Source organism: Streptomyces sp. NPDC016845 (assembly GCF_044332585.1).
Taxonomy (GTDB): domain Bacteria; phylum Actinomycetota; class Actinomycetes; order Streptomycetales; family Streptomycetaceae; genus Streptomyces.
Genome location: NZ_JBIRPI010000018.1, coordinates 36,716 through 59,821, shown reverse-complemented (window position 1 = coordinate 59,821; position 23,106 = coordinate 36,716). Strand labels below are relative to the sequence as shown.

Sequence of the window (23,106 nt, the reverse complement as noted above, 5' to 3'; positions counted from 1 at the left end):
GCATTTAACCCGCGTATGCAACTATTGTTTCCGCTCGTAAGGCGCTCGCGCATCATCCCCGCGCGGCGCGACCGCACGGCACGTAAGGCAAGGGACGCGCACATGTCCACCATCCCCACCGTCACCCTCAACAACGGCGTCACCATGCCGCGCCTCGGCTTCGGCGTCTTCCAGGTGCCCGACGAGGAGACCACCGCCGCCGTGGCCACCGCCCTCGACGCCGGCTACCGCTCCGTCGACACCGCGGCGATCTACGGCAACGAGCGCGGCGTCGGCCGGGCGCTCGCCGACTCCGGCATCGCCCGCGACGAGCTGTTCGTCACCACCAAGCTGTGGAACGCCGACCAGGGGTACGACGCCACCCTCGCCGCCTTCGACGCCTCCCTCGACAAGCTCGGCCTCGACCACGTCGACCTGTACCTGATCCACTGGCCGGCCCCGGCCCGCGACCTGTACGCCGAGACCTGGCGCGCCCTGGAGAAGCTGTACGCCGACGGCCGCACGCGCGCCATCGGCGTCTCCAACTTCCAGCCGGCCCACCTGGAGCGCCTCCTCGCCGAGGGCTCGGTCGTCCCGGCCGTCAACCAGATCGAGCTGCACCCGGGCCTCCAGCAGCGCGAGCTGCGTGACTTCCACGCCGAGCACGGCATCGTCACCGAGGCCTGGAGCCCGCTCGCCCAGGGCGCCGTCCTCGAGGACGAGGCCGTCACCACGATCGCCGCGCGCCACGGCAAGAGCCCGGCCCAGGTCGTCCTGCGCTGGCACCTGCAGACCGGCAACGTGGTGATCCCGAAGTCGGTCACCGAGACCCGGATCCGCGAGAACCTCGACGTGTTCGGCTTCGAGCTGTCCGCCGACGAGCTGGACGCGCTCGCCGCCGCCGACCGCGGCCTGCGCACGGGCCCGGACCCCGACACCCTGAACTGACCTCGCACACCCCCCACGCAGCACCGATTGAGGCACCTTCATGAGCATCCGCACCCTGCTGCCGGGCCGCATCGGCTTCGGCACCGCACCGCTCGGCAACATGTTCCGCGCCATCCCCGACGAGGAGGCCGCCGCCACCGTGCAGGCGGCCTGGGACCAGGGCATCCGCTACTTCGACACCGCGCCCCTGTACGGCGCGGGCCTCGCGGAGCTGCGCCTCGGCGAGGTCCTGGCCCGGCAGCCGCGCGAGGAGTACGTCCTGTCGACCAAGGTCGGCCGGGTCGTCCTCGACGAGGCCGAGAACCCCGCCGGCCGTGAACTCGGCGAGAAAGGCGCCCTGTTCGAGCACGGCCGCCCCAACAAGATCGTCAACGACTACAGCGCCGACGCGACACTCCGCTCCGTCGAGGACAGCCTGAAGCGCCTGCGCACGGACCGCCTCGACATCGTCTGGGTGCACGACATCGCCCAGGACTTCTACGGCGACGACTGGGTCGCGATGTACGAGTCGGCCCGCACCGGCGCGTTCCGCGCGCTGACCCGCCTGCGCGACGAGGGCGTCATCAAGGCGTGGGGCATCGGCGTCAACAAGGTCGAGCCGCTGGAGATGACCCTCGACCTGGACGAGCCGAGCCCCGACGCCTTCCTGCTCGCCGGTCGCTACACCCTCCTCGACCACGAGCGCGCCCTGCAGCGCCTGCTGCCCGCGGCGGCCGAGCGGGACGTCGACATCGTCGTCGGCGGGCCCTACAGCTCCGGCATCCTGGCGGGCGGCAGCCACTTCGAGTACGGCGAGGCCCCGGCCCACATCGTCGAGAAGGTGGGCCGGATCAAGTCCCTCGCGCAGGAGCACGGCATCGGCATCAAGTCCGCCGCGCTCCAGTTCGTCCTCGCCCACCCGGCGGTCGCGGCCGTCATCCCCGGCGCTACGCGGCCCGCCCGCATCGCCGAGGACCTGGCCGCGCTCGCCGAGGAGGTCCCGTACGCCTTCTGGAAGTCGCTGCGCGAGCGCGGGATCGTCGCGCACCGGGCGCCGGTACCGGTGGGCGCCTAGCCGAGTGCGTGGCCGCCGTTGACCCGTATGCGCTCCCCCGTGACGAAGGCCGCCTGCGGGGAGACCAGATAGGAGACGGCGGCGGCCACGTCGTCGGGGACGCCCATGCGGCGCAGCGGTACGTCGGCGGCGTAGGCCGTCATCGCGTCGGCGGGCACGTCGGCGTGCCGCTCGACCGGGATCCAGCCCGGGGCCACGGTGTTCACGGTGATCCCGTCCGGGCCGAGCGCGCGGGCCCAGATCTCGGTGAGGCTGTGCTGGGCGGCCTTCGCGGCCGTGTACGCGGACATGTCGGGCAGCACGCGCTCGATGACGTCGGAGCCGATCTGGACGATGCGGCCGCCGCCGCGCTCCCGCATCGCGGGCAGCGCGGCCTGCATGAGCAGGGTGGGGCTCTTGACGAAGAAGGTGAGCTGGTCGAGGTGGTCCTGCCAGGTCACCTCGGTCGGATCGACCTCGGGCTGCGGCCCGGTGGCGTTGACGACGAGCGTGGTGACGGGGCCGAGCCGGTCGGCGACCTCGGCCACGAGCGCCGTCACCGCGGCCTCGTCCGTCACGTCGGCGGCGAACGCCTCGGCGGTCCCGCCCTTCGCGCGGATGCCTGCCACCACCGCCTCCGCCGCCTGCGCACCGGACCGGTAGACGACGGCGACCGGATGCCCGTCGTCCGCGAGGCGTTGGGCGATGACGGCTCCGAGGCCGCGCGACGAACCGGTGATCAAGGCTGTACCAGGGGTTGTTGCATGTGTCATGGCGTCAACGTACGGGTCAGCCGAGAATCAGGGGAAGGCGCGCGGCGAAGTCGCCCAGCGCGGCCGCCTCGGCGGCGGTCGGCGTCCGGCGCCCCGTTCCGATGAGCAGCGCGTCCGCGTCCGTGTACGAGGCCGGGAACGCGGCCCCGGCGATCTCCTCCAGCCCGGTGCGCGCCACCGCGAGCGTCCCGGCGGGCGGCCGCGGGGCCGAGGGCAGGTGGGCGACCAGGTCCAGATGGTGCAGGGTCCACTCCAGGACGTACGCCGACAGGTAGTCGCCGGCCGTCAGCGCCTTGCCCTGGGTGGCGACCCGGGCGACGGGGTCCGCGAGCCGGGCGGCGCGTCCGGCGGCGGAGCCGACGTCGTCGAGGTGGAACGCGAGCAGGTGCGGTGCGCCGTAGGCCGCGGCGAGGCGCGGGACCAGCGCGTCCAGCGGATCGTCACCGGACGGGGGCCCGGCGCGGAGTTCCCAGTACCCCGCGGCGTCGGCAGTCGGCTCCCCGCCGGCCGGAGTGACCAGCGTGATGAGCACGTCCTGGGCGTCGATGACCAGGTGGCACACCAGGTCCCGGACGAGCCACCCGGTACAGCCCGACGGCTGCTCGTAGTCCTCGTCGGCGAGGCCGGCGACGGCCGCGCGCAGGGCGGCCCATGACTGCGTGAAGGGATCCACGGGGGCACGCTAAGCGCCGGACAGGTCCCTCACAAGCGGGTTGCGGGCCCCTGGGAAACGACCTGAAGCCGACCTATGACATGTCATAAACCTTGCTTATGAGCCCATAGACCGGACCCGCCTGCCAACTAAGGCTTGCCTTACTTTAAGATCAGGGGGAGTACGACTCTGTCCTTCGAAGGGAACCTGAACATGCCTCGCCCTCTGCGGGTCGCCATTGTCGGAGCGGGCCCCGCCGGCATCTACGCCGCCGACGCTCTGCTGAAGTCCGCAGTGGCCACCGAGCCCGGCGTGTCCATCGACCTGTTCGAGCGCATGCCCGCCCCCTTCGGCCTGATCCGTTACGGCGTGGCGCCCGACCACCCGCGCATCAAGGGCATCGTCACCGCCCTGCACCAGGTCCTCGACAAGCCGCAGATCCGCCTCTTCGGCAACGTGGACTACCCGCGCGACATCGACCTCGACGACCTGCGCAGCTTCTACGACGCGGTCGTCTTCTCGACCGGCGCCACCGCCGACCGCCACCTGGACATCCCGGGCCTCGACCTCGACGGTTCGTACGGCGCCGCGGACTTCGTGTCCTGGTACGACGGCCACCCGGACGTGCCCAGGACCTGGCCGCTCGACGCGGAGAAGGTCGCCGTCCTCGGCGTCGGCAACGTCGCCCTCGACGTCGCCCGCATCCTCGCCAAGACCGCCGAGGAGCTTCTTCCGACCGAGATCCCGCCGAACGTGCACGAGGGCCTTCAGGCCAACAAGGCGCGCGAGATCCACGTGTTCGGCCGCCGCGGCCCGGCGCAGGCGAAGTTCAGCCCCATGGAGCTGCGCGAGCTGGACCACTCCCCCACCATCGAGGTCATCGTCAACCCCGAGGACATCGACTACGACGAGGGCTCGATCGCGACGCGCCGCGCCAACAAGCAGGCCGACATGGTCGCCAAGACCTTGGAGAACTGGGCGATCCGCGACATCGGCGAGCGCCCGCACAAGCTGTTCCTGCACTTCTTCGAGTCGCCCACCGAGATCGTCGGCGAGGACGGCAAGGTCACGGCGCTGCGCACGGAGCGCACCGAGCTGGACGGCACCGGCAACGTCAAGGGCACCGGCAACTTCACGGACTGGGACGTCACCGCCGTCTACCGCGCGGTCGGCTACCTCTCCGACGAGCTGCCCAAGCTCCCCTGGGACGTCGCCACCGGCACCGTCCCCGACGAGGGCGGCCGCGTGATCCAGGAGTCCGGCGAGCACCTGCCGTCCACCTACGTCACCGGCTGGATCCGGCGCGGCCCGATCGGTCTGATCGGCCACACCAAGGGCGACGCCAACGAGACCGTGGCGAACCTCCTCGAGGACTTCGGGGCCGGCCGTCTGCCCGCCCCGGCCTCCCCGGCCCCCGAGGCCGTCGAGGCGTACCTCGGCGAGCGCGGCGTCCGGTACACCACGTGGGACGGCTGGTACAAGCTCGACGCCGCCGAGAAGGCGCTCGGCGAGCCGCAGTCCCGCGAGCGCGTGAAGATCGTCGAGCGCGACGCGATGCTCGACGCCAGTGGTGCCTGACCCGGCCGCTCGAACGAAGGAAGGGCCCCTGCCGCGATGTGCGGCAGGGGCCCTTCCCTGTGGTGCAAGCGGTGATCTCAGACCGGTTCGTCGAACGGTGTCACCCGGTGGTACGCGGCCCGCGCGTGCAGCACGCGGCCCGCGACCGTCCCCACGACCGCCGCCGCGAGCAGGCACGCCATCCACCCCGGGTCGCGGTGCCCGGCCCACGACAGCTCACCGGCCGGTTCCGTGCCGAGGACGTTGAGACAGGTCCAGCAGAGCAGCGCGGTGCCGGGCGCCGCGATGAAACGGCCCCGTATGCCGAGCAGCGCCGCGAGCAGCATGAGCACGAGGAGCGCGAGGCCCGTACGGTCGAGGAAGCCGAGCACGTCGAGGAGGGCGACGAGCGCGAAGGCGCCCAGGTAGGCGGCGGTCCATATGAGCGGGGTCGCCCACGGTTCCGGAACCTGCCGGACGCCCCGTCCGATCCGTCTCCACTCCACCATCGCCGGTTCCCTCCCACGCGCCCCGTCCACCGCAGCACGCTACCGCCCGCCGGGGTGTGCGAGGTCAGCCGGTGGCCGACTCCGCGCGCTTCGGCAGCTTCCAGTTCGGGCGGGGGAAGTGGCAGGTGTAGCCGTTCGGGTAGCGCACCAGGTAGTCCTGGTGCTCGGGCTCGGCCTCCCAGAAGTCACCGAGCGGCTCGACCTCGGTGACCACCTTGCCCGGCCACAGGCCGCTCGCGTCGACGTCGGCGATGGTGTCCTCGGCGACGGCGCGCTGTGCCTCGTCCGCGTAGAAGATGGCCGAACGGTAGCTGCGGCCGATGTCGTTGCCCTGCCGGTCCCGGGTCGACGGGTCGTGGATCTGGAAGAAGAACTCCAGTACGTCCCGGTAGCTGGTCACCGACGGGTCGTAGACGATCTCGATGGACTCGGCGTGGTCGCCGTGGTTGCGGTAGGTGGCGTCGGGTGTGTCACCGCCGCTGTAGCCCACGCGCGTGGACACCACTCCGGGCTGCTTGCGGATCAAGTCCTCCATGCCCCAGAAGCAGCCTCCGGCCAGCACAGCCTTCTCGGTTCCCACGGTCATGCGAAACTCCTGCCCAGATCGGTGGTGACGGCCCGTTCTCACTGTTCGGGCCGCAGGAGCTGTAACGCACGGCGGGGCCGGCCGATTCCCTCCCTCAGCCGGTCCGCGCCGGCCGCCACGTCGCCCGCGATCCGGGCGCCGGGCAGGACCGGGAGCACCGGCTCCGGACGGGCGACCCCGCCGACGGTGCGGCAGGCGGCGGGGGACGTGGTGGTGCATATGTGGTGCGTTTGCGGGTCGCTTGTGGTTCACTCGACGAGTCAGCCCGTACCGACGAGGAGGCCGAGGAGGCCCACCCATGGCACGACACCCGGACCACCCGCCCAGCGAACGCTTCTCCGTCACGCTGGCACCGCCCGCCGTCGTCGCGGTCAACGAGCTGGCCGAGACCGGTGGCGTCAGCAAGGCGGACGTCATCAACCGCGCCGTGCTGCTGCTCGGCTTCGTCGAGCGTGAGCGGGCCGAGGGCCACGAGCTCATGATCCGCAAGACGGACGGCGAGCTGGAGCGCATTCACATCCTGTGATCGTTCACGGGGTCCTCACCCGTCGGTGCCGGGCAGCCGGGTGTCACCGTCCGACCAGTGGTTGATCCAGCCGCAGGCACCGCACGCGTAGCGGCCGTTGATGCCCGCGACGACAGAGCCGCAGCCTCCGCACTGCTTCTCCGTGACCTGCTGCCCGGCCAGGAACTCCGCGGCTGCCGCCGCCGTCTCCACGTTCTGATCATGCGAGTTCATTGCGCGCCCTTACCCAGCGTGGCGCGCCTTAGAGCCCGTTCAGGCAATCTTCGTCCATCACCCGCGTCCCTCAGGAGCCCGCCGTGCCCGCGTCCCCCCGCATCCAAGTCGGATCCGTCGTCGAGGAGTTCACCCTGCCCGACGAGACGGGCACCCCCACGTCCCTGTCCTCCCTGCTCGGCGGGGGGCCGGTCGTGCTGTTCTTCTATCCGGCCGCGATGACCCCGGGGTGCACCGCCGAGGCCTGCCACTTCCGGGACCTGGCCGCCGAGTTCGCCGCGGTCGGCGCCCGCCCGGTCGGGGTCAGCTCGGACGCCGTGGAGCGGCAGCAGGAGTTCGCGGGGCGGAACACGCTCGGCTTCCCGCTGCTCTCGGACCCGGAGGGCGCGGTACGCGGGCGGTTCGGCGTGGCGCGCGGGTTCGGCCCGTTGCCGACCAAGCGGGCCACGTTCGTCATCGGGACGGACCGCCGCGTCCTGGAGATCGTCCGCAGCGAGTTCCGGATGAGCGCCCACGCGGACAAGGCGTTGGCCGCTCTGCGCGCGGCCGACGCCCGGTAGAACCCTTCGTCCGGAGCCGCTATCGGCGGCTGCGCACCAGCAGGTACACGAAGTACGGCGTCCCGATGACCGCCGTCATCAGGCCCGCGCCGAGCTGCGCCGGGGCGATCACCGTGCGCCCGAGCAGGTCGGAGGCGCACACCAGCGTCGCGCCGAGCAGCATTGCGACGGGCACGACCCGTACATGCTTGCGGCCCACCAGGGCGCGCGCCGCGTGCGGGGCGATGAGGCCGACGAAGCCGATCGTGCCCGCGGCGGCGACGGCCGTGGCGCTGAGCAGCACGCTGAGGACGAGGAAGCCGAGGCGGCCGCGCGCGAGGTCGAGGCCGAGCAGGCGCGGGGTGTCCTCGTCCAGGGAGACCAGATCGAGCTCCCTGCGCCGCACGACCGTGACGGCGGTGGCGATGACGAGGACCGCCGCCACCGGCAGGACGTCGGTGCCGGTGCGCCCGTACGTCGAACCCGACAGCCAGATCAGGGCCTTGGTGGCGCTGAACCGGTCGGTGAGCACGATGAGGAGGCTGATCAGCGCGGTCGCGCCGGTGGCGACGCCCATGCCGATCAGAACGAGCCTGCTCTGCTGGAACCCGCCCTTCGCCGCGAGCCCGAAGACGAGCGAGGAGCTGACCGCGGCGCCCACGAGCGCCGCGCCCGCGATGGCCCACGCCCCGGCGCCGGGCGCGGTGGTGACGAGCAGGACGGCGCCGAGCCCCGCGCCGCCGGAGACGCCGAGGGTGCCGGGTTCGGCGAGCGGGTTGCGGCTGACGGACTGGACGAGGGTGCCGGAGAGGGCGAGCGCCGCGCCCGCGGTGAGGGCGGCCAGGACGCGGGGCACCCGGGTGTCGAGCACGAAGCTGACGGCCTGCCCGGCCTGCCCGGTCAGCCAGTTGGTGACGTCGCCGAGGAGCAGCGTGTTGTCGCCGACGAGGACCCCGGCGACGGTCGCGCCGATGAGGACGGCCACGAGGACGATCACGGTGAGCGTGAACGCGGCCCGGCTCGGGATGCGCAGGTGCTCCTGCGCGGCGGCGGCGTCGCCGTCCCGCATCCGTACCGCCATGACGACGAGGAAGACGGCGCCGATGACGCTGGTGACGACGCCGGTCGGCACGGTCACCGCGGTCTCGGCCGAGGTCACGGTGCGCAGCAGGACGTCCGCGCCGAGCACGAGCGCCGCGCCGACGAGCCCCGCGAAGGGGATCCGCAGCCGGTGCCGTACGAGGGGACGGACGCGGCGCGCGAGCGGACGGACCAGGGCCGGTGCGCACAGGCCGACGAAGCCGATGGGCCCGGCGAGGGTCACCGACGCCGCCGACAGCAGGGCGGCGAGGACGACCGTGATGACGCGGGTGGAGCGGACGGAGACGCCCAGGCCGCGCGCGGCTTCGTCGCCGAGGGCGAGGGCGTCGACGCGCCGGGCGAGGAAGGTGAGGGCGGTCAGGGCGGCGAGCACGACCGGGGCCATGCGGACGATGCCGCTGAAGCCGTTCTGGCTGATGCTGCCCTGAGCCCACTGGTAGATGCCGTCGGTGGACTCGGGGAACAGCAGGAGCAGCGCTTCGACGACGGCGTTGAGACCGAGGGTCAGCGCGCTGCCCGCGAGGACGAGGCGTACGGATCCGGCGCCGCGTCCGGCGAGGCCGAGGACGACGGCGGCCGCCGCGAGCCCGCCGATGAACGCGACCGACGACGACGCGAGCAGCGGCAGGCTGACGCCGGTCACGGTGAGCACGCTCAGCGCGAGGTACGAACCGGCGTTGACCGCGAGGGTGTCGGGCGCGGCGAGGACATTGCGGCTGACGGCCTGGAGGACCGCGCCGGCCGCGCCGAGTGCGACGCCGACGAGGATCCCGGCGACCATGCGGGGCAGCCGGGAGGCGATGACCACGGAGGCGTCGCCCTCCTCGGCGTGGCCGGTGAGCGCCTTCCACACCTGGCTCGCGCCGACGGAGGCGGTGCCCTGCGTGATGTCGACGACGGCGAGTGCGACGACGAGGAGGAGGAGCCCGACCGTCACCGCGACCGCGCCCGAGGGGGACGCGACCGAGCGCTCGGGCGTGGCGGTAGGGGTTGCGGTGACGGTCATGGCCTACTTCGTGAGAGTGCTGACGACCGCGTCGATGTACTGCTCCATCGACTTCGGCCCACCGAACATCCAGATCCCGTCGTCAAGGCGGTGCACGTCACCGCTCTTGACGAAGGGCAGCGACTTCCAGACGGCGTTGCCCGCGAGGTCCTTGGTGAAGACGTCGGTCTCGGACTTGTTGCCGATGTAGAGGAACTGGGTGCCCTTGCCGAGCCCGGTGAGCCCTTCCACGTCGGTGGTGGCGAGGCCGTAGTCCTTGTCGCCCTTGAGCTTCCAGACGTTCTTCAGGCCGAGCGCCTCGTTGACGGTGCCGAGCTGGGAACCGCTGGTGTAGGCGCGCACGGAGACCTGGTTGGAGGCGGAGTAGCCGTCGGCCATGGCGATCTGCGTACCGGCGAGCCCGGCGTCCTTCAGGGCCTTCCTGCCCGCGGCGATCTTGGCCTCGTACTCCGTCTTCGCGGCCTTGGCCTCGCTCTCCTTGCCGGTCGCCTTGGCGACGGCGTCGAGCGTGTCGTTCATCTGCCCGATCTGGTCGGCGCCGTTGGCGGCCTTGACCTGGAGGACGGGGGCGATCTTCTTCATCTGCTTGATCGCGGACGCCGACAGGTCGGTGGTGGCGACGATGAGGTCGGGGGCGAGGCCCGCGATGGTGTCCATGCTGGGCTCGCCGCGGGTGCCGATGTCCTTGGGCGAGCCCGTCAGCGGGGCGGCCTTGTCCCACGCCGTGTAGCCCTTGACGTCGGCGACGCCCACGGGGTCGACGCCGAGGGTGACGAGGGACTCGACGACGTTCCACTCGGTGCCGACGACCTTGGTCGCCGCGTGGTCGAGCGTCACCTTCGCGCCATTGGCGTCGGTGACCGTGATCTTCTCGGACTTGGTGTCGGCCGAGGCCTTGGCGGGCTCGGACGAACCGCAGCCGGACAGGGCGAGGGCTGCCGCGGTGACGGCGGCCGCGGTGATCAGGAGTCGTCTCATGGCGTGCTGGGGAGCCTTTCGCTTCTGCTGTGGTGCCGGCCTATCGCGCGGGTTCGCAGGCGGCCGGTCAAGGGGTCGGTGTCGACGTCGATACGGATGCCGTACGTCTCGGACAGCCGCTCCGGCTGGAGCACGTCCTGCGGCGCGCCGTCGGCGATGACGCGCCCCGCGCTGAGCAGGGCGATGCGGTCGGCGACGGCGGCGGCCTGGTCGAGGTCGTGCAGGACGACGCCGACGGCGATGCCGTCGTCGTCCGCGAGATCGCGCATCAGGTCGAGGAGTTCGACCTGGTAGCGCAGGTCGAGGTAGGTCGTGGGTTCGTCGAGCAGGAGCACGCCGGTCTGCTGGGCGAGGCAGCCCGCGAGCCACACCCGCTGCAACTGGCCGCCGGAGAGCTGGTCGACGCCGCGCTCGGCGAGCTCCGCGACGCCGGTCAGGGCGAGCACGCGCTCGACCACGTCCGCGCCGTCGGGGTCGGTGCGCCCCCAGCGCCCGCGGTACGGGTAGCGGCCGAACTCGACCACGTCGCGGACGGTGAGCCCGGCGGGCGTGGGGCGGCTCTGCGTCAACAGGGCGACCCGGCGCGCGAACTGACGGGTCGTGAGGTCGAAGCCGTCGGTCGCTTCGGTCGTCCCGGGGTCGAGGGTCAGCGTGCCCGTGCGGGCGCCCTGCAGCCGCGCGATCGTGCGCAGCAAGGTCGACTTGCCGCTGCCGTTGGGGCCGACCAGGGCGGTCACTTCGCCGGGCCGGAGGACGAGCGCCGCGTCGTGCACGACGTCGACGCCGTCGTACGACACGGTCACCTGCGCGGCCGACAGCTCATGACCGCGCGGACGTGGGGCGCTGCCTGCGCGTTCACCAGATCTCACAAATCGAAGGTTAGCCTAACCTTATCTGGCGCGAAACCACCCCTCCCCTGCCAACACGCGGCCCAGGTCTCCCCCTGCGTGACGACAGGGACGGGTGGTAATGTTCTCGGACCTTCCGCATGAGTCGAGGAGCCGAACATGGTGGGTGACGACGACATCTCCGGATGAGATCCGGATCTGACAGGCCATCGGCCGGTGCCACGCACGCCGTGGAGCATCGCACGCCGTCATGGCCTCCAAGTCGTCCCCTTTTCCGTGTCCCGGGTGGCCTGTTTTCGGCTACCCGTCTCATCCATGAGGTCTCCCCCATGTCCGACACGTCCGTCATCTGCTCGAACCTCTCCTTCTCCTGGCCGGACGACACCCCCGTGCTCGACTCGCTGTCATTCACCGTGCCCGCGGGCCGCACCGGCCTCGTGGCGCCCAACGGCTCCGGCAAGAGCACTCTGCTGCGGCTCATCGCCGGTGAACTGACGCCCACCCGGGGCTCGGTCACCGTCCACGGCCCTCTCGGGTACCTCCCGCAGACGCTCCCGCTCAGCGACAGCCTGACCGTGGCGGAGGTCCTCGGCGTCGACGCCGTGATCCGCGCCCTGGACGCCGTCGAGTCCGGCGACGTCGCCGAGGAGCACTTCACCGTCATCGGCGACGACTGGGACATCGAGGAGCGCACCCGCGCCCAGCTCGACGCCCTCGGCCTCGGCGGCGTCGCGCTCGACCGCCGCCTCTCCACGCTCAGCGGCGGCCAGGCCGTCTCGCTCGGCCTCGCCGCGCAGCTCCTCAAGCGCCCGGACGTGCTGCTCCTCGACGAGCCCACCAACAACCTCGACCTCGACGCCCGCCACCACCTCTACGACGTCCTCGAACAGTGGCCCGGCACGCTCCTCCTGGTCAGCCACGACCGCGCGCTCCTCGACCGCATGGACCGCATCGCCGAACTGCACGCCGGTGAACTCCGCTACTTCGGCGGCAACTTCACCGCCTACGAGGAAGCCGTACGGGCCGAGCAGGAGGTCGCCGAGAAGAACGTCCGCAACGCCGAGCAAGAGGTCAAGCGGGAGAAGCGCGAACTCCAGCAGGCCCGCGAACGCGCCGACCGGCGCGCCTCCAACGCCGCCCGCAACCTGAAGAACGCCGGGCTCCCCCGCATCTTCGCCGGGAACATGAAGCGCGGCGCGCAGGAGGCGGCGGGCAAGGCCGGGCAGACGCACGCCCACCGGGTCGGCGAGGCGCAGGCCCGGCTCGACGCGGCCGAGAGGGAGCTGCGCGACGAACCCACCCTCGCCCTCGACCTCCCGGACACCCGCGTGCCCGCCGGGCGGACCGTCTTCCACGGCGAGGGGCTGCGCCTCGAGCGCGGCGAGCAGGACCTGTTCGCGGGCGACGGCATCGACCTGACCGTGCGCGGCCCCGAACGCATCGCGCTCACCGGCCCCAACGGCACCGGGAAGACCTCCCTGCTGCGGCTCGTCCTCGGTGACCTGGAGCCGGACGAGGGCACCGTCCGACGCGCCGACGGGCGGATCGCCTACCTCTCCCAGCGCCTCGACCTGCTCGACCCCGACCGCACGGTCGCGGAGAACTTCGCCGAGTTCGCGCCGCAGCGGCCCGAGGCCGAGCGCATGAACCTCCTGGCCCGCTTCCTCTTCCGCGGGCCGCGCGCCCACCTGCCCGTCGGCGTGCTTTCCGGCGGCGAACTCCTGCGCGCCACCCTGGCCTGCGTCCTGTGCGCGGAACCCGCACCGCAGCTGCTGCTCCTGGACGAGCCGACGAACAACCTGGATCTGGCGGGCGTCGCCCGCCTGGAGAACGCGCTCACCGCGTACAAGGGCGCGTTCCTCGTGGTCAGCCACGACGAGCGGTTCCTCTCCGCCATCGGCGTCGACCGTGCGCTGCGCCTCGCCGACGGCCGCCTGACCGAGATCGCGGTGGGGGAGGCGGGCGACGATGCCTGAACCCGCCCTGCTCGCCCACGACCTCATCCGCACCCTGGGCACCCGGCGCGTCCTGGACGGCGTCTCCCTCACCGCCTCGCCCGGCCACCGCATCGGCCTCATCGGCGAGAACGGTGTCGGCAAATCGACACTGCTACGGCTGCTCGCCGGGGCCGACACCCCCGACGCCGGCACCGTCGAACGCCCCCACGACCTCGGCTTCCTGCACCAGGAGATGGCGTACGACGCCGGGACGACCCTCGCCGACGTCCTGGACGACGCGCTGCGCGAGGCCCGGAACGACCTCGCCGAGCTCGAACGCCTCGGCGACCTGCTCGCCCGCACACCCGAGAACGACCCCTCCTACCCGGAGCTGCTCGACTCCTACGGGCGGCGGCTCGAGAGCGCCCGGGCGCGCGAGGTCTGGGACGCCGACCGGCGCGCCGCGCTCGTCCTGGCCGGGCTCGGCCTCGACGCGCTGGCGCACACCCGGACCCTCGGCTCGCTCTCGGGCGGGCAGCGCGGTCGTCTTGCCCTAGCCGCGCTCCTCGTACGGCGCCCGTCCGCACTGCTCCTGGACGAGCCGACGAACCACCTCGACGACGGCGCGGCCCGCTTCCTGGAGGAGCGACTGCGGGCGCTGCCGGGCGCGGTGATCCTCGCCAGCCACGACCGCGCCTTCCTCGACGCCGTCTGCACCGACCTCGTCGACCTCGATCCGGCGGTCGACGGACCGGTGCGGTACGGCGGCAACTACAGCGAGTACCTGGCGCAGAAGCGGGCCGAGCGCGAACGCTGGGAGCGGCGCTACGCCGAGGAGCAGGAGGAGTTGGAGCAGCTGCGGACCTCGGCCGGGGTCACCGCGCACCGCGTGGCCCCCGACCGGGGCATGCGCGACAACGAGAAGATGGGGTACGGCGTACGGGCGAACCGCGTGCAGAGCCAGATCGCGCGCCGCGTGCGCAACGCCACCCGCCGCCTCGACGACCTGGAGCGCCGCCAGGTCGGGGAGCCGCCGCGCCCTCTGCGGTTCCGGCCGGTCGCACTCGGCGCGACCGGCACGACGGACGCGGACGCCCCCCTCGTGACAGTGCGCCACGCGCGCGTGCCGGGCCGGCTGTCCCTGGACCGGCTCGACGTGTCCCCCACCGAACGGCTTCTGGTCACCGGCGTCAACGGCAGCGGCAAGTCGACCCTGCTCGCTGTGCTCGCGGGGCGGCTGCCCGTCGAGGGCGAGGTGCGCCGCCGGGAGGGCGCGGCGGTGGGGCTGCTCGCGCAGGACTCCGAGTTCGCCCGGCCCGAGCGGACGGCACGGGAGACGTACACGCGCGTGCTCGGCTTCGAGCGGGCGGACGCGGTGCCGCTGCGCTCTCTCGGGCTGCTGCACGAGAGCGACCTCGACAAGCCGGTGGGGCAGCTTTCGGTCGGGCAGCGGCGGCGCCTCGCGCTCGCCCTGCTCGTGGCGGCGCCGCCTGAACTGCTGCTCCTGGACGAGCCGACGAACCATCTGTCCCCGCGCCTGTGCGACGAGTTGGAGGACGCCATGGGCGCGGGCCCCGGCGCGATCGTGGTCGCCAGCCACGACCGCTGGCTGCGCGGGCGCTGGCAGGGCGGGGAGCTACGGCTCGACGCGGGCCGGAACTGATCTCCGTGCTCGTTTTTCGCCAATAGACCGCACTTTTCACGCTTCCTCACAGCCGCAACATGCTGTTAACCCGGCGATCACCTTTGCACAGCTACTCTTCGACTTGACCTTTGGTTGACCAACCATTGGTTCTGTCTTGAAGTTCCGGTCGCCGGGAGGAGGACGCGCGTTGCGAGGTGGGAGGGCTTGTCACTGGGTGGCACTGGCCGTCGTGGCCGTACTGACCCTGCCCTCCTTCGCTTTCGCACGCGCGTTCGCTCCCGCACATGAGCCGCGGCCGTGGACGGTGTCGGCCGTCGCCGAGCGGGTTCCGGTCGCCGGTCCCGGGCAGCCGCGGCCCCACGACGCGGTCGAGGTGCTGCGCACCCGGGACCGGCACCGCGCGGCCTCCGGAAGCGCTCAGTCCCCCGGCCCCGCGCCGCCGCCGGCGGCGGGGCGGCGGCATCCGGTCTTCGCCCCGTTCCTCCCGGTCACACAAGCGCGCGCCCGCCCCTGCCGCTCCGTGCCCGACCTCACCCCTGCCGCGTTGCAGGTCTTCCTCTGCTGACAGACGGCTGCCACCCCCCACCGTCCTGTCAGTCCGACGCGCCCTCACGGCGCGCCAGGAGGAAACGTCACGTCATGCAGCCCCTCATCGACCACGCCCGTACGTTCGGACGACGCCCTGAGGAGTTCGCCGGGCTCGCCGAAGGCCAGTCTCCCCAGGCCCTGTTCATCACCTGCTCCGACTCGCGGGTCGTGCCCGCACTGATCACCGGCGCCCGCCCGGGGGAGCTCTTCGAGCTGCGCACCGCGGGCAACATCGTGCCCGACCCGGCCGGCGGCCCCTGCGGGGAGGCCGCGACCATCGAGTACGCCGTCGAGGTGCTCGGCGTCCAGGACATCGTCGTGTGCGGGCACTCGCACTGCGGCGCCGTCGGCGCGCTGGTCCGCGGCGACGACCTCACGGCCGTGCCCCACGTCCGCGACTGGCTCTCGCACGCCGCGGCGGCACCTGCCGGACCGGACCCCGGCGATCCGACGGTCTCGGCCGCCGTGCAGCGGCACGTCGTGACCCAGCTGGAGCGGCTGCGCGCCTACCCGTGCGTGCAGCGGCGGCTCGCGGACGGCCGGGTGCGTCTGCACGGCTGGTACTACGAGGTGCACACCGGCCGCGTCCGAGCGCACCGCTCCGGGACCGACGCCTTCGAGGCGCTGTGAGCGCCCCGGTGCGCGCCGACGCGCGCAAGTACCCGCACCTCAAGGCCGACTTCGTCGCCTCCCTCGTCGTCTTCCTCGTCGCGCTGCCGCTGTGCGTGGGCGTCGCCGTCGCCTCGGGCGTCCCCGCCGAACTCGGCCTGGTCACCGGCATCGTCGGCGGCCTCGTCACCGGGCTCATGCGCGGCAGCAGCCTCCAGGTGTCGGGCCCGGCCGCCGGGCTCACCGTGCTCGTGTACGAGGCCGTGGACGAGTTCGGTCTGCCGGTGCTCGGCGTCGTCGTCCTCGCGACCGGACTGCTCCAGATCGGGATGGGCGCCCTGAAGGTGGGCCGCTGGTTCCGGGCCATCTCGATCTCGGTGGTCGAGGGCATGCTGGCCGGGATCGGGCTCGTCCTCATCGCGGGCCAGCTCTACACCGTCCTGGACGCCAAGGCGCCGGAGTCGGGGCTCGGCAAGATAGCCGGGCTGCCCGAGGCGCTGGTCGAGGTCGCCGGCAGTGCCGAGGGGCTCGCCTCCCTGGCGCTCGGCGCGGGCACCGTCGCCGTCCTGGTGCTGTGGAAGCGGATGCCCGCGCGCGTGCGGGTGGTTCCCGGTCCGCTGGCCGCGGTCGGCCTCGCGACGGCGGCCTCGGTCGTGTTCTCCGCGCCCGTCGCCACCGTCGAGGTCAACGGGTTGCTCGGGTCGGTCCAGCCGCCGTCCATGGACGCGTTCGGCGAACTCGCGGGCCTTGGCCTCATCGGCACGATCGTGGCGTTCACGCTCATCGCGTCCGCCGAGTCCCTGTTCAGCGCGGCGGCCGTGGACCGGATGCACGACGGGCCACGGACCCAGTACGACAAGGAGCTGATGGCGCAGGGCGCGGGCAACGCGGTGTGCGGTGTGCTCGGCGCGCTGCCGATGACCGCGGTGATCGTGCGCAGCTCGGCCAACGTCCAGGCGGGCGCCCGCACCAAGGCGTCCCGCGTGCTGCACGGCGTCTGGCTGCTGCTGTTCGCGGCGCTGCTGCCGAGCGTCCTCGCCTACATCCCGCTCCCGGCGCTCGCCGGTGTGCTCGTGCACGCCGGGGCCAAGCTGATCCCGGCGCGCTCGCTCGTCGCGCTGTGGCGCGAGCACCGCGGCGAGGCGCTGATCCTGGTCGTCACCGCGGTGTCGATCGTCGCGGTCAGCATGTTCGAGGGCGTCCTCGTCGGCATCGCCCTGTCCGTCGCCAAGACGGCCTGGGACGCCTCGCACGTGAAGCTGGAGGTCATCGACAAGGGGGCCGGTCCCGTCCAGGCCTACCTGACGGGCAACGCGACGTTCCTGCGGCTGCCGAAGATCCTCGACAGCCTGGAGGCGCTGCCGCAGAACCGCCCCGTCGAACTGCACCTGTCCGGGGTCCACCACCTCGACCACGCGTGCAGGACGGCCCTGGAGAGCTGGGCGGAGCGGCACAGCTCCGCCGAGACGGAACCGGTCAAGGTCACCACCGCCCGGCCCTGACCCCGCTGTCAGTCGTCGAGCACGGCGGCGACCGCCTCGACCTCCACGAGCTGGTCGTGGTAGCCGAGCACCGTGACCCCCATCAGGGTGCTCGGCACGTCGTGCTCGCCGAAGGCGTCGCGGACCACTTCCCAGGCCGTCACCAGATCCGCCTGCCGCGCCGACGCGACGAGCACGCGGGTGCTGATGACGTCCTGGAGGTCCGCGCCCGCCGCGGCGAGCGCGGTGCGCAGGTTCTCGACGCACTTGGCCGCCTGGCCCGCGTAGTCACCGACCGCCGCGGTCGAACCGTCCTTCTCCAACGGGCAGGAACCGGCGAGGAAGACAAGCCGCGCCGCGGCCGGTGCCGTCGCCGCGTACGCGTACTCGGCGACGTCGGACAGCGCGTCCGAGCGGATGAGGGTGACGGCACGGACCATGAGGCTGGGCATCCCTTGCGTGAGGCCTGGACAGAGGCGGCGCGACCCGTCGCGCCGCCTCATCAGATCACGGCTGCAGGCGCATGGTCGCGCAATTGTTCCCGGCCGCCTTGCCGTCGAGCCGGTCGGTCAGCCAGTCGATGGCGCTGCCCTGGTCGGTGAGGAGCGGTGCGAAGTGGTTGAGCAGGGCGCGCCCCACGTTCGGCAGGAGCACCGGCTTGTACGTGACCTGGGCGCCGCGCCCGCACCAGTCGACGGCCATCTGCCGCGCCTGGCCGTGCGGCACGAGGTTGTCGCTGACACCGGTGGCCACCCGGACCGGACCGGCCGGCTTCATCGTGCCGATCCGCTGGTCGGCGAGGAACGCCTGGAGCTTCGGCTCGGACTCGATGATCTCGGCGAGTGACTTCCCGTCGCTCGTCCAGTCCGCACTGCGGGCCGAGTTGTAGCGGAAGATGGTGTCGCCCACGCACATCGTCGACAGATCCTGGAGCGCGGCGCGCCCCTTGTCGTTGAGGTGCGCCTCGGCGATCGGCCGCAACTCCGGGTCGGACTGCAGGAACCCGTTGAGGGACCAGCCGAGGGCGCCCGCGAGATCGGTGCCGTCGATGCCCTTGGTCGTCTCGGTCAGATCGGCGGGCGGCGCCCCCGCGTACGTACCGGCGAGGGTGATCTCGGGCGCGTACGACGGCTGCAGTTCGGCGGCGGCCGCGGTGGCGCCGCCGCCCTGGCTGTAGCCGAACAGGCCGACGCGCGAGGCGGCGGTGATCGTCGAACCCTGGAGCGCGCGGGCGGCGCGGACCGCGTCGAGCACGGCGTGGCCCCCGTCGAGCCGGTTCACGTAGGTGTGCAGGCGGTCGGTGGCGCCCAGGCCGACGTAGTCGGTGACGACGACCGCGACGCCTTCCGCGAGCAGCCGGTAGATCGACAGATCCTCGTACCCCACCGAGACCGTGTCGCCGTTGAGGCTCAGCGGGTGTTCCAGGCCGAGCGACGCGGCGCACTGGTCGCCCTGGCCCATGGTGCCGGGGGCCACGGCGACGAGCGGCCGGGGCCCGTTGCCGCGCCACTTCGCGGTCGGCTCGATGTAGGCGCCGGTGACCGCGGCGGGGCCGCCGGTCGAGTCCGTCGTGCGGTACATGATGCGGGTGGCCTTGCCGGGCAGTGGGCCGTGCAGCGTCGGCAGGCTCAGCGCCAGCGGGAGCGGCTCGCTGCGGATCAGCGCGCCGTTGCCGTCCGGCAGTTCGGCGGGCGGGTTGTAGAACTCGGGGATGGTGACGCCGCGCGAGACCACGTTCTGCGAGCCGGCCGCAGCGGCGGCGGGCAGGGCCTGCGCGCCGACGCAGGCGGCGACGGTGACGGCGGCGGCCAGCAGGCGGGTGGGAGCGGGCATGGCAAACCTCCTGAGTGCAGGCGGAGTTCTCGACTCCGGACCTGGCGGCAGTCGGCCGGGGTGGGGCAGGCCGACGGTGCGTGCGGCCCGGTCGTCCCACCGTCCCCACGCTTCGCGGGGACGGTATCCAGGACGGAGTTACCGCCGGTAGCACTCGGAGGGTTACGTTTCAGTAACTTACTCGCGCGTATACGCGTATGCGTGCGTGCGGGACGCCTACGCGTTGACGTCGAAGGGCACCCCCGGCGGCAGCGCGGCGGCCAGATGACTGGCGAAACTGCTGTCCTTCAGGCCGAAATTGGCGCTCCCGAAGTCGTACGCGCTCAACTTGTCGCGCAGCCCGGCCGGATAGCCGTTCCAGCCGACGAGAGCCGGGAACTGCCAGGTGCCCTTGTGGTTCTCCGGCGGCTCGTCGTTCGCGGTCGCGGCGCGGAAGCAGTGGGTGCTGATGCCGTCCTTGTGGTAAACGATCTTGGGGTGGGTGCCGTCCCAGCGGATCTGATCGCGCGGATGGATGTGGAACCCGCCATGGGCAGAGGTGGCGACGTACGCGGCCTGCCCGTCGTGCACCCAGACGACGACGTGCTCCCAGTCGTTGCGGTGCCCGCCCAGCCCGCTGCCCGCCACCGCCTGGTCCTTCTCGAAGTAGAGCCCGTACATCACGGCGCACCAGCCGTTGTCGCACTTGGTGCGGGAGTAACCGTTGGTGTTGTCGAGGTCCGAGGCGTCGCGGCACTGTCCGTTGAGCGCGCCGCTCGGCTTGAGCCCGCCGTTGACGGTCCCGTCAGGGCCGATGGCGGGCGTGGGATAGCAGCCGTCGGTGTCGTAGTCGTACGCGGGCTGGTACGTCTGCTCGGTCGCGTCGGCGTTGCCGGGCAGGGCGGGCGGCGGCGCGGCGAGGGCGCTGCCCGCGAAGCCGATGACGAGGGCGAGGGCGCCGCCGGTGGTGAGGGCGGCGCGGCGGATGGTGCGGGTGGTGCGGGTGGTGCGGGTGGGGTTCAACGGGTCTCCTGGGCATCACGGAGGGCGCGGCACGGGATGGTGCTCACCCGTGCCACGCCTCCGAGGTCGTCGTGTCGGGACTTCAGGCCGTGTGCAGGGTCAGCCCGTAGCGGCCGAGGATCTCGTTGATCGGCTGGTACCAGGTCTCACCGCCGCTGCTGCAGTTGCCCCAGCCGCCCGAGGTGACGCCCTGGGCCTGGTCGCCGCTGATGAACGAGCCGCCCGAGTCGCCGCCTTCGGCGCACACGCTCGTCTTGGTCATCTGGCGGACGGCGCCCTGGCTGTAGTTGACGGTCTCGTTCTTGGCGAGGACCGTGCCGCAGTGCCAGTGCGTGGTGGAGCCGGAGCGGCAGATGGACGCGCCGACCGGGGCCTCGTTCGAGCCGCGTACGAGCTGGTCGGAGACGGTGCCCCAGCCGAGGACGACCGGGACGGTCCACCAGCCGCTGCCGACGTTGACCCAGGCGTAGTCGTTGTCGGGGAACGACGAGCCCTGGAAGTTGCCGATGTAGGAGCGGTCCCAGCCGCTGACGCTCTGTCCGGCGCCGCCGCAGTGGCCTGCCGTGACGAAGCCGCCGTGGACGGAGAAGCCGATGGAGCAGCGGACGTTGCCGGTGTAGTACGGGTCGCCGCCGACCGTTCCGGCGGCGAAGGTGGTCGGAGCGTGCTCCGTGGCGTGCACGGTCACGGGTCCTGTCTTGGCCGCGCGTGCGAGGAACGCCTTGACATCGTTGTCTGATTGCTGGTCCGCGAGGACTTCGACGACGACGCGGTTGGACTGCCAGTCGACGCGCCAACTGCTGACGCCGGCCGGGGCGTCGAGCGCGTCGATGCGCTTCTTGGCGGCGTCTAGCTGGGCGGCGCTGCGGCCGACGAGCTGGACGGTGGCTCCGGTGGCCCGTACCGCGGCGGCCTTGTCGCGGTCGGTGACGGCGACGGTCAGCTCCTGGTCCGTGGGGGTCAACCAGGAACCGGCGTACGCGGAACCGGCGGCTTTCCGGGCCTTCTTCTCGGTGGCGGTCGCCTGCTTCTCGGCCGCGAGCCGCGCCTTGGCCTGCGGCGCGGTGAGGTCGAAGTCGCGCTGCATCGCGGTGAGGAGGCCCTCGGAGGCGGGCGCGCGCTCGGCCCGCGCGGTGTCCGCGCCGGCCGCCTGGGCCGGGAGGAACCCGGCGGTGGCGCAGGCTCCGGAGACCAGCAGGGCGGTCAGGACGGCACGTATGGGTCTGGTACGTCGCATGGGTCGGCCCTTCGTCGTTTCCCGTGTGGTGTGGGGTTGGCACAGGGGTGGAACGGCACGCGGGGTGCGCTCGTGCGGCATGTCACTGGGGAGCGTAGCGAGTGATCATGGGCAGGTCCATGCCAATGGAGCGATGCGTTCCGGGCATTGTGCGGGCCGGGGGTGAGTGGGGCGGGGCCTCTGTGAACTGGGGTTTCGGGGAAGGGGGTTGAGGGAAACGCGCGGGGGTGCGACGTACGGGCCGGGTGTCTTGATCACGCCGTCGGGCGGTACGGGGGTGAGCCGGGCTCGGGTGTGCCGCGCCGATGCGGGTCCGAGGCGATGTGCTCGCGCGGCGGCAGACCGGCGAACCCGGCTTCGCCGGCGCAGGCGTAGCAGCCCCGGGAACTCCCGGAGGCGCGGCGGCTGTCGGCAGACGGAGGCGTCGGATGCGGTGTCATGCGGCCACTCTGCCCCGCGGGCAACGGCCTGGGCTGCCCACTTGGGCGAGCGGGGAGCGGACCGTCGGCAGGCGAGGGCGTCGCGCGTGACCATGCGGCGCCCCGGCCCGGGCCACCGGCCAGGGTCGCCCACCCGGCCCGGAGGCGCGAGCCTGCCAGTAAGCGAAGGCGCCACGCGGACACCCCGGGCCACCGGCCAGGGAAGCCCATCCGGCCCGGAGGCGCGAGCCTGTCCGTAAGCGGAGACATCGCGCGGCGCCACGCGGACACCCCCTGGGACACCGGCCAGGGAAGCCCACCCGGCCCGGAGGCGCGAGCCTGCCAGTAAGCGGACGCGTCGCGCGGCGCCACGCGGACACCCCCTGGAGCACCGGCCAGGGAAGCCCACCCGGTCCGGAGGCGTGGGCTTGTCCGTAGGCGGAGGCGTTGTGCGGGCGATCCGGCCCGCGGCAGTGGCCGGGGCCGCCCTCATGACGCCGGGGACCGGCCTGCGCTGCCCCGCGGGCCCTTGCACCGGCCTAGGCTGCGCGCATGACGGAAAGCATGTCGCCGAGCGAAGTCGTGCAGGAGCATGCGGATGTGTTGCGGGAGCGGCTCAAGGAGCGGATCTATGCCTCGCTCACCCTGCTCGCCGTCCTGGTGGGGCAGGCGCAGAGCGGGCATCCACGGCATGTGGGGGCGGCCGTGTCGGTCGCGGTGACGGCGCTCGGGCTGTGGCTGGCGACGCTCGTCGCGGATCTGCAGGCGCACCCCGTGGCGCACGGGCGGATGCCCGGGCTGCCGGAGATCCGGCACACCATGTTCACCAGCGGCCCGCTGCTGACCAGCGCGATCGGCCCGCTCCTGGTGATCGGGCTGTCCGCGGTGGGCGTCGTGGAGCTGATCACGGCGCTGTGGATCGCGGTGGGCAGCGAGGTCGTGGCGCTGGCCGCGTGGGGTGTCACCGGCGGGCGGCGGGTCGGCGCGGGCCGGCTCGCATCGCTGGTGACGGGCGCGCTGAACGCCGTGATCGGTGTGGGGGTGGTCGCGGTCAAGCTGGCCGCCGGGCACTGAGCGACCGCCCCGCCCGGACGAGAGGCCGAGGGG

At 72.5% G+C, this 23,106-nt stretch carries 24 protein-coding genes; 11 read left to right on the top strand and 13 right to left on the bottom strand.

Annotated elements, in window-relative coordinates; all coding sequences use genetic code 11:
* Positions 1 to 102: 102 nt before the first annotated feature.
* Both ACH4RC_RS31165 and ACH4RC_RS31160 read left to right on the top strand, forming a co-directional pair.
* On the top strand, positions 103 to 927 hold the full coding sequence (locus ACH4RC_RS31165; RefSeq protein ID WP_398206826.1) for an aldo/keto reductase: 825 nt from the start codon (positions 103 to 105) through the stop codon (positions 925 to 927).
* 40 nt (positions 928 to 967) lie between these two features.
* Positions 968 to 1,981 (top strand): aldo/keto reductase, encoded by a 1,014-nt coding sequence (locus ACH4RC_RS31160; RefSeq protein WP_398206824.1) that lies wholly within the window; start codon positions 968 to 970, stop codon positions 1,979 to 1,981.
* Here ACH4RC_RS31160 and ACH4RC_RS31155 read toward each other — a convergent pair.
* A complete protein-coding gene (locus ACH4RC_RS31155) occupies positions 1,978 to 2,733 on the bottom strand; it encodes an SDR family NAD(P)-dependent oxidoreductase (protein ID WP_398206822.1) in 756 nt (251 codons plus the stop codon). The two genes, ACH4RC_RS31160 and ACH4RC_RS31155, sit on opposite strands and share 4 nt — an antisense overlap.
* 16 nt (positions 2,734 to 2,749) lie before the next feature.
* Positions 2,750 to 3,406: a maleylpyruvate isomerase N-terminal domain-containing protein gene (locus ACH4RC_RS31150; protein WP_398206820.1), complete on the bottom strand. Its 657-nt coding sequence runs from the start codon at positions 3,404 to 3,406 to the stop codon at positions 2,750 to 2,752.
* Positions 3,407 to 3,598: 192 nt separating this feature from the next.
* Between ACH4RC_RS31150 and ACH4RC_RS31145 the strand changes: the two genes are divergently transcribed.
* Entirely contained in the window at positions 3,599 to 4,963 is a 1,365-nt protein-coding gene (locus tag ACH4RC_RS31145) for an FAD-dependent oxidoreductase (RefSeq protein WP_398206818.1), read from the top strand.
* 77 nt (positions 4,964 to 5,040) lie between these two features.
* Here the strand turns inward: ACH4RC_RS31145 and ACH4RC_RS31140 are convergent, their stop codons facing one another.
* Together ACH4RC_RS31140 and msrA are read right to left on the bottom strand one after the other, a co-directional pair.
* The gene (locus ACH4RC_RS31140; RefSeq protein ID WP_398206816.1) at positions 5,041 to 5,451 is read right to left on the bottom strand and encodes a hypothetical protein; all 411 of its coding nucleotides are present in this window, start codon (positions 5,449 to 5,451) and stop codon (positions 5,041 to 5,043) included.
* A gap of 64 nt (positions 5,452 to 5,515) precedes the next feature.
* Positions 5,516 to 6,037 (bottom strand): peptide-methionine (S)-S-oxide reductase MsrA, encoded by a 522-nt coding sequence (gene msrA, locus ACH4RC_RS31135; protein ID WP_398206814.1) that lies wholly within the window; start codon positions 6,035 to 6,037, stop codon positions 5,516 to 5,518.
* A gap of 298 nt (positions 6,038 to 6,335) precedes the next feature.
* Here msrA and ACH4RC_RS31130 point away from each other — a divergent pair, with 298 nt between their 5' ends.
* Positions 6,336 to 6,563, top strand: a complete 228-nt coding sequence (locus tag ACH4RC_RS31130; protein WP_398206812.1) for a CopG family transcriptional regulator — start codon at positions 6,336 to 6,338, stop codon at positions 6,561 to 6,563.
* 15 nt (positions 6,564 to 6,578) lie between these two features.
* Here ACH4RC_RS31130 and ACH4RC_RS31125 read toward each other — a convergent pair whose 3' ends face one another.
* A complete protein-coding gene (locus ACH4RC_RS31125) occupies positions 6,579 to 6,776 on the bottom strand; it encodes a hypothetical protein (protein ID WP_398206810.1) in 198 nt (65 codons plus the stop codon).
* 83 nt (positions 6,777 to 6,859) lie between these two features.
* On the opposite strand from ACH4RC_RS31125, the gene ACH4RC_RS31120 reads away from it, so the two are divergent.
* A complete protein-coding gene (locus tag ACH4RC_RS31120; RefSeq protein ID WP_398206808.1) occupies positions 6,860 to 7,336 on the top strand; it encodes a peroxiredoxin in 477 nt (158 codons plus the stop codon).
* Positions 7,337 to 7,355: 19 nt separating this feature from the next.
* Here ACH4RC_RS31120 and ACH4RC_RS31115 read toward each other — a convergent pair whose 3' ends face one another.
* Genes ACH4RC_RS31115 through ACH4RC_RS31105 form a run of 3 tightly spaced genes read right to left on the bottom strand, consistent with a single transcriptional unit; the run spans position 7,356 to position 11,269 of the window.
* Positions 7,356 to 9,422, bottom strand: a complete 2,067-nt coding sequence (locus ACH4RC_RS31115) for an iron ABC transporter permease (protein WP_398206806.1) — start codon at positions 9,420 to 9,422, stop codon at positions 7,356 to 7,358.
* A gap of 3 nt (positions 9,423 to 9,425) precedes the next feature.
* A complete protein-coding gene (locus tag ACH4RC_RS31110; protein ID WP_398206804.1) occupies positions 9,426 to 10,400 on the bottom strand; it encodes an ABC transporter substrate-binding protein in 975 nt (324 codons plus the stop codon).
* Positions 10,397 to 11,269: an ABC transporter ATP-binding protein gene (locus tag ACH4RC_RS31105; RefSeq protein WP_398206802.1), complete on the bottom strand. Its 873-nt coding sequence runs from the start codon at positions 11,267 to 11,269 to the stop codon at positions 10,397 to 10,399. Before ACH4RC_RS31105 ends, ACH4RC_RS31110 begins: the two co-directional genes overlap by 4 nt.
* A 308-nt stretch (positions 11,270 to 11,577) precedes the next feature.
* On the opposite strand from ACH4RC_RS31105, the gene abc-f reads away from it, so the two are divergent.
* From abc-f to ACH4RC_RS31080, 5 genes are all read left to right on the top strand, one after another.
* A complete protein-coding gene (abc-f, locus tag ACH4RC_RS31100; RefSeq protein WP_398206800.1) occupies positions 11,578 to 13,224 on the top strand; it encodes a ribosomal protection-like ABC-F family protein in 1,647 nt (548 codons plus the stop codon).
* Positions 13,217 to 14,848, top strand: a complete 1,632-nt coding sequence (locus tag ACH4RC_RS31095) for an ABC-F family ATP-binding cassette domain-containing protein (RefSeq protein ID WP_398206798.1) — start codon at positions 13,217 to 13,219, stop codon at positions 14,846 to 14,848. The genes abc-f and ACH4RC_RS31095 overlap by 8 nt, the downstream gene beginning before the upstream one ends.
* A 211-nt stretch (positions 14,849 to 15,059) precedes the next feature.
* The gene (locus tag ACH4RC_RS31090) at positions 15,060 to 15,395 is read left to right on the top strand and encodes a hypothetical protein (protein ID WP_398206796.1); all 336 of its coding nucleotides are present in this window, start codon (positions 15,060 to 15,062) and stop codon (positions 15,393 to 15,395) included.
* Between the two features lie 74 nt (positions 15,396 to 15,469).
* Complete coding sequence (locus ACH4RC_RS31085) at positions 15,470 to 16,048, top strand: carbonic anhydrase (protein ID WP_398206794.1); 579 nt, start codon at positions 15,470 to 15,472, stop codon at positions 16,046 to 16,048.
* Positions 16,045 to 17,529 carry a SulP family inorganic anion transporter gene (locus ACH4RC_RS31080; RefSeq protein ID WP_398206792.1) on the top strand — a complete coding sequence of 495 codons (1,485 nt, stop codon included), beginning with the start codon at positions 16,045 to 16,047 and terminating at the stop codon, positions 17,527 to 17,529. Before ACH4RC_RS31085 ends, ACH4RC_RS31080 begins: the two co-directional genes overlap by 4 nt.
* A gap of 8 nt (positions 17,530 to 17,537) precedes the next feature.
* Here ACH4RC_RS31080 and ACH4RC_RS31075 read toward each other — a convergent pair whose 3' ends face one another.
* The 5 genes from ACH4RC_RS31075 to ACH4RC_RS31055 all read right to left on the bottom strand — a co-directional run bounded on the left by ACH4RC_RS31075 (position 17,538) and on the right by ACH4RC_RS31055 (position 22,020).
* A complete protein-coding gene (locus ACH4RC_RS31075) occupies positions 17,538 to 17,948 on the bottom strand; it encodes a RidA family protein (RefSeq protein WP_398206790.1) in 411 nt (136 codons plus the stop codon).
* A 67-nt stretch (positions 17,949 to 18,015) separates the two neighbouring features.
* Positions 18,016 to 19,341: a lipase family protein gene (locus ACH4RC_RS31070; RefSeq protein WP_398206788.1), complete on the bottom strand. Its 1,326-nt coding sequence runs from the start codon at positions 19,339 to 19,341 to the stop codon at positions 18,016 to 18,018.
* Positions 19,342 to 19,557: 216 nt separating this feature from the next.
* Positions 19,558 to 20,343: an NPP1 family protein gene (locus ACH4RC_RS31065; RefSeq protein ID WP_398206786.1), complete on the bottom strand. Its 786-nt coding sequence runs from the start codon at positions 20,341 to 20,343 to the stop codon at positions 19,558 to 19,560.
* An 82-nt stretch (positions 20,344 to 20,425) separates the two neighbouring features.
* Positions 20,426 to 21,580 carry an alpha-lytic protease prodomain-containing protein gene (locus tag ACH4RC_RS31060; protein WP_398206784.1) on the bottom strand — a complete coding sequence of 385 codons (1,155 nt, stop codon included), beginning with the start codon at positions 21,578 to 21,580 and terminating at the stop codon, positions 20,426 to 20,428.
* 254 nt (positions 21,581 to 21,834) lie between these two features.
* On the bottom strand, positions 21,835 to 22,020 hold the full coding sequence (locus tag ACH4RC_RS31055; RefSeq protein WP_398206782.1) for a hypothetical protein: 186 nt from the start codon (positions 22,018 to 22,020) through the stop codon (positions 21,835 to 21,837).
* A gap of 531 nt (positions 22,021 to 22,551) precedes the next feature.
* Between ACH4RC_RS31055 and ACH4RC_RS31050 the strand changes: the two genes are divergently transcribed.
* A complete protein-coding gene (locus ACH4RC_RS31050) occupies positions 22,552 to 23,073 on the top strand; it encodes a hypothetical protein (RefSeq protein WP_398206780.1) in 522 nt (173 codons plus the stop codon).
* Positions 23,074 to 23,106 lie beyond the last annotated feature (33 nt).